This window comes from Longimicrobium sp., from assembly GCF_048594345.1.
Taxonomy (GTDB): Bacteria; Gemmatimonadota; Gemmatimonadetes; order Longimicrobiales; family Longimicrobiaceae; genus Longimicrobium.
The window spans coordinates 1-5,345 of the sequence record NZ_JBMDXM010000222.1; the positions used below are offsets into that span (position 1 = coordinate 1).

A 5,345-nucleotide genomic window follows, 5' to 3' on the forward strand; every position below is an offset into this window, starting at 1 on the left:
CACTTGCGTGTTTACGCGGAGCAACCTTACACTCGAACCAACCCGGTTCGAGAGGAGAGCATGGCTACGGCTGCCCTGACCTATTACACCCCGGAAGAGTACCTCGCGCTCGAGCGCCACGCCGAGTTCAAGAGCGAGTACATCGACGGCCGCATCGTCGCGATGACGGGTGCGTCGGCTCCGCATAACCGCATCGCCGGCAGCGTGCATGCGGAGCTGCGAGCGCGCTTCCGCAACCGTCCCTGCGAGGCATTCATCGGCGACATGCGCGTTCAGATCGGAGAAAGGCGCCGGTACACCTATCCGGACGTCGTCGCGGTATGCGATGAGCCAAAGTTCCAGGACGGAACGCTGGACACGCTGATGAACCCCGTGCTGATCGTAGAAGTGCTCTCGCCCACGACGGAGGCATACGATCGCGGCGAAAAGTTCCAGCACTACCGCTCGATTCAGACGCTGCAGGAGTACGTGCTCATTGCGCAGGACAAACCACTCGTGGAGCAATTCGTCCGGCACGGGGAGTTCTGGCACATTGGATCGGTCACCGGCCTGGATGCCTCGCTGGAGTTGGCGTCCGTCGGGTGCACCATTCCGCTCCGGGAGATCTACGAGAGAGTGAAGTTCCCCGTCCCGGCACCCGAGTCAGGTTCCTGACGAGACGCAGGCGAGGACCGGGTTCGATCCTCGCCTGCGGGATTCCAGATCCGTGGTGTCCTACACGGCCGGGACGGGCTCGGCCGGGGCGGTGCCGGGGCGAAGGAGCGCGCGTCCCAGTTCCGCGAGCGCCACGTAGCCGTATCCAAACACCAGTGCGAATCCCACAAAGGTCCCCAGCGAATCCGAGCTGTTCGACAGCGTACCGTCCACCAGCAGGAACAGCGTAAGGCAGATGACCAGCACCACGGTGTACGTCAGCGGAGCCAGCAGGATTCCACGGTGCACGCGCGCGTCGGAGGCGCCACGCATCCAGAGCAGAAATCCGATCGCGAACAGCAGGTACGGCACGCCGCCGATCACCACCGACATGAACAGCAGGTACGCCATGGCCGCCGCGGACCCGGGCAGCAGGCCCTGCAGCAACCACGCGAGCGCGGGCACCAGCAGCGGGAGCAGCAGCGCCCAACGATAGTACGTCTTGACCGACATCGGAGCCTCCACGGGAGGGTTGTTGAACACGTTCAACCACATCCCCATGATAATCGCTTGCCTGCCCGCGCGAAAGAGTTTTATTTGACGGTGGAGAATGTCTCAACTCCACAGCGTCAAACGTTCTCGGCACGCCCGGTGTGCGCGGCAACGCCGCCGCCGATCGAGCATCGAACGGTGACGGAAACACCCTTTCGGACGATGAGCATCATGCGAGCGACATCCGCACTCTGCCTGCTCCTTCTCTCCGGCTGCGCGGCCGGCATGCAGCAGCCCCAGCAGACCACGGTGTCCCTGCGGCCCCGGGCCGCCTCCGCAAACGGCACCGGAGAGCCGGCGGCGCCCGCGGTGGTCAAACAGCGGGTCGCGGCGGTGGTGCTGGGCCGTGAAGCGTGCCAGACCAACGATCCCATGCCCACAGGACAGTTCCAGCAGTCGGCCCCGCGGATGCCGCACTCGCGTCCGCTGCGCGTGGCGCCGATGCCGAACGCCTGCCCGGTCACCGTGCCCATGACCGGCACATCCGTCCTTACCAGCACGCCGCTGCCGGCCAAGGTCGTGCCGGTCCCCGTTCTCACGGAGCCGAACCCGTAGCGCAATCCGCAGGGCAAAGCGACGCAGGGGCGAGGATCGCGGTTCGATCCTCGCCCCTTCGTTCCTATCTGCCGCGCAACCTCTCGCAGCATCCCGAATTGCAAAGGAACAATCGTGTAACGCGGAAGCATGGAGGGGCGCGGTGGCCCATATCCGCGCCTCCGCGTCCTCCGCGCCTCCGCGTGACATCTGTTCTTTGGGGATCCGGATCAGCCGCGGCGCGTGCGGCTCACGGGCCGTCCACGGCGGCGCCGGAAGACAGGCCGGCCGGCTCGTGCGGGGCCGCGCGGACGCGGCGGCGCGCGCGAAAGAACGCGCGCAGCACCTCGCCCGCTTCGTCGGCAAGCACGCCGGTGGTGAGCTGCACGCGATGGTTCAGGCGCGGGTGCTGCACCAGGTTGGCCAGCGAGCCGCCCATCCCCGCCTTGGGGTCGTGCGCGGCAAAGACCAGGCGGGGGATGCGGGCCAGAACGATGGCGCCGGAGCACATGGCGCACGGCTCCAGCGTAACGTAGAGCGTGCAGTCCAGCAGCCGCCACTCGCCCACGGCCGCCGCCGCGCGGCGAATGGCCACCATCTCGGCGTGGGCGCTGGGGTCCTGCAGCGTGTGGGTAAGGTTGTGGCCCGTGCTAAGCAGCGCCCCGGCGCGCACGATGGCGGCGCCCACCGGCACCTCGCCCAGCGCCTCGGCGGCGGCCGCCTGCTCCAGCGCCACCCGCATCCACCGCTCGTCTTCAGCCAGCGCGTCGTGGTCCGTCGTCATACCCGAAGCGATGAAACGAAAAAGGACCCCGGCGCGTGCCAGGGTCCCCGTCCGATGCGGAATGCCGACTCAGTGCGCGCCGGTGACGATGGCCTCGGTCTGCTCCCGCGTAAAGCGGCGGTACAGCCCCGTGACCCGGCCCAGCACCGTAAAGTCCTGGGCGTCGTGCACCAGGATGGGCGCGTAGTCGGGGTTGGCCGGCTCCAGCACCACCTGGCCGCCATTGGCAAAGTAGCGCTTGACGGTGGCGTCGCCATCCACCCGCGCGGCCACGACCTCGCCGTTCCGGATGTCGGACTCCTCGGCCGGCTCCACGATCACCAGGTCGCCCTCGACGATGCCCATGGCGTTCATGCTGTCGCCCTTGACCTCGAGCATGAAGGCGTCGGCGCTGCCCACCAGCTTGCGGTCCAGCTCGTACTCCTCCGACACGTCGTCGCGCAGCAGCGCGGGGACGCCGGCGGCAATGCGGCCGTAGCAGGGAACGTTCAGCACCTCGGGGGCCAGGTTCATCCCCAGGATCTTTACTCCGCGGGAGCGGGACGCGTCACGCTCGATGAACCCCTTGTCGGCCAGCGACTGAAGGTGCTCGGAGACGGTCTTGGTGCTCTTGATCCCGAACCGTTTGCCGATTTCGCGAATGCTCGGCTGGTACGTGTTGTCCTTGAGGTAGTCCACAAGGTAGTTCAGGATCCTGCGCTCGATTTTGGAAAGCGCTTCAGGCATGGCTGCCTCCGCGGTTGACGAGGGTTACTGCCTCCCCGATGGTGATCCAAGGTTGTTCAGGAGTCGGTTTGCTGCGAGAGACCGTCCTGCGGAAACGACAAGCGGGAGCCACAGCGTACTGCGCACCCCCGCACATCCACCGCCAAGTTGTTTCCCCGCCGCGCGATGCGTTCCTGCGTCCGCCGCGGGAACAAGGTGCGTCTGTTTCCGCGTTACGTGGCCTCATCGCGCAACTTAGGCGCCTCCCCGACCGAAGTCAACATTCCTGTACGGCAGCCTCCTACGCGGCCGTACCCGCCGCCAGGCGTTCCCGCGCCCGGTCAATCCGGCGCAGGGCGCCTTCGCGCCCCAGCAGAAACACCACGTGGTCAATCCCCGGGCTGGCGGACGATCCCGTAAGCGCCACGCGCAGCGGCTGCGCCACCTTGCCAAAGCCCACGCCCACGCCCTCGGCGGCGGCACGCAGGGCGGGCTCGATGGCCTCAACCGTCCACGGCTCCAGCGCCTCCAGCGCGGCGCGGGCGGCACCCAGGCGCTCGGCGGTGAGCGGGTCCTTCCACTGTTTCGCGACGGAATCCGCGTCGTACTCCACTTCGTCGCCCAGGTAGATCCGCGCCTGCGCGGGAATGTCCTTCACGCTGCGCGCGCGGGTCTTGAGCAGCTCCAGCAGGTGCAGCAGCCAGCCGCGCCGCGTCTCGACCTCCGCCTCGGTGATCAGCCCCTGCGCCACCAGCAGCGGCGCCACGAGAGAAAGCAGCTCCTCCGCGGGCTTCTTTTCCAGGTAGCGGCCGTTCATCCAGAACAGCTTCTCGGTGTCGAACACCGCGCTTTTCTTGTTGATGCGCTCCAGCGAGAACGTCTGCACCAGCTCCTCCACGTCCATCACCTCGCGCTCGTCGCCCGGGTTCCACCCCAGCAGCGCCAGAAAGTTGAACAGCGCCTCCGGCAGCACGCCCAGCTGCGCGTAGTCGCCCACGGCGGTGGCGCCGTGACGCTTGCTTAGCTTGCGGCCGTCGCCGCCCAGGATCATGGGCAGGTGGCCGAACGCGGGGACGGGCGCGCCCAGGGCCTGGTAGAGCAGGATCTGCTTGGGCGTGTTGGGGATGTGGTCGTCGCCGCGGATGACGTGGGTGATGCGCATGTCGATGTCGTCGGACACCACGGCCATGTTGTAGATGGGCGTGCCGTCCGTGCGCAGGATGATGAAGTCCTCCAGGCTGGCGTTCTCGAAGCGCGTCTCGCCGTGCACGATGTCGTCCCACTGCGTAACGCCCTCGGGCACGCGAAAGCGGAGGGTGTGCGGCTCGCCGGCGGCGGCGCGTGCGTCGCTTTCCCCCGCCGGGATGGCGCGGCACTTCTGGTCATAGCGGTACTCGTGCTGCAGCTGCTCGCGCTTGGCGGCCAGCTCCTCCTGCGTGCAGAAGCAGCGGTACGCCGTTCCCTCGCCGAGCATCCGGCGCGCGTCGGCCTGGTGGCGCGGCAGGCCGTCGGCCTGGCGCACGGGGCCCTCGTCCCAGTGCAGCCCCAGCCACGTCATCCCCTCCAGGATGGTGCGCGTGCTGGCGTCGGTGCTGCGCTCGCGGTCGGTATCTTCGATGCGCAGCACGAACACGCCACCCAGCTTGCGGGCGATCAGCCAGTTGAACAGCGCCGTGCGGGCGCCGCCCACGTGCAGGTAGCCGGTGGGGCTGGGGGCAAAGCGTACGCGGATGGGGTCGGACATGGTCGGCCGGTCTTTCTCGAATCGGAACGTCGCCAATGGGAGCGACGGGTTGGTCAGCGATCTTGACTGACCAAAGTAAATCCTGTCCCGCGCGTCGGGCCAGTGCGCGACCCGCCGGACCCTCTCCCCCGCCGACTTCGCCGCTCGTTCCTCGCGGCTCGCGGCGACCCCTCCCCCAACCCCGGGGGAGGGGTTGGGTAGCGGAAGGGTTTCGGCTCGTCGACAGGGATCAAACGGCGCTCGACGCGGCGCCCCTCCCCCGGCCCCTCCCCGCTCGTACCTCGCGGAGAGGGGAGATCTTAGATCCCGTTTCCCACGGACTGCGTTCTTTAATCTGGTTCCCACGACGCGCCAGAGATTCGGCTCGAGTCACCTCTCCCCAGAAGTTGGGGG

The 5,345-nt window shown here is 67.7% G+C and carries 6 protein-coding genes; 2 read left to right on the forward strand and 4 right to left on the reverse strand.

Translation table 11 applies throughout. The features are described from left to right. Window positions 1-654 (forward strand): Uma2 family endonuclease (locus ACOJUJ_RS23450; RefSeq protein ID WP_420129348.1); only part of this gene is annotated, 654 nt, incomplete at its 5' end. 60 nt (window positions 655-714) lie between these two features. Here ACOJUJ_RS23450 and ACOJUJ_RS23455 read toward each other — a convergent pair. Further along, the gene (locus ACOJUJ_RS23455) at window positions 715-1,146 is read right to left on the reverse strand and encodes a hypothetical protein (RefSeq protein WP_420129349.1); all 432 of its coding nucleotides are present in this window, start codon (window positions 1,144-1,146) and stop codon (window positions 715-717) included. Window positions 1,147-1,347: 201 nt separating this feature from the next. On the opposite strand from ACOJUJ_RS23455, the gene ACOJUJ_RS23460 reads away from it, so the two are divergent. Then, complete coding sequence (locus ACOJUJ_RS23460) at window positions 1,348-1,740, forward strand: hypothetical protein (RefSeq protein ID WP_420129350.1); 393 nt, start codon at window positions 1,348-1,350, stop codon at window positions 1,738-1,740. 229 nt (window positions 1,741-1,969) lie between these two features. On the opposite strand, the gene tadA is transcribed toward ACOJUJ_RS23460, so the two are convergent. The 3 genes from tadA to gltX all read right to left on the reverse strand — a co-directional run bounded on the left by tadA (window position 1,970) and on the right by gltX (window position 4,952). Further along, window positions 1,970-2,503 (reverse strand): tRNA adenosine(34) deaminase TadA, encoded by a 534-nt coding sequence (gene tadA, locus ACOJUJ_RS23465; RefSeq protein WP_420129351.1) that lies wholly within the window; start codon window positions 2,501-2,503, stop codon window positions 1,970-1,972. Window positions 2,504-2,572: 69 nt separating this feature from the next. Then, window positions 2,573-3,229 (reverse strand): transcriptional repressor LexA, encoded by a 657-nt coding sequence (lexA, locus tag ACOJUJ_RS23470; protein WP_420129352.1) that lies wholly within the window; start codon window positions 3,227-3,229, stop codon window positions 2,573-2,575. A gap of 280 nt (window positions 3,230-3,509) precedes the next feature. After that, complete coding sequence (gltX, locus tag ACOJUJ_RS23475; protein WP_420129353.1) at window positions 3,510-4,952, reverse strand: glutamate--tRNA ligase; 1,443 nt, start codon at window positions 4,950-4,952, stop codon at window positions 3,510-3,512. Window positions 4,953-5,345 lie beyond the last annotated feature (393 nt).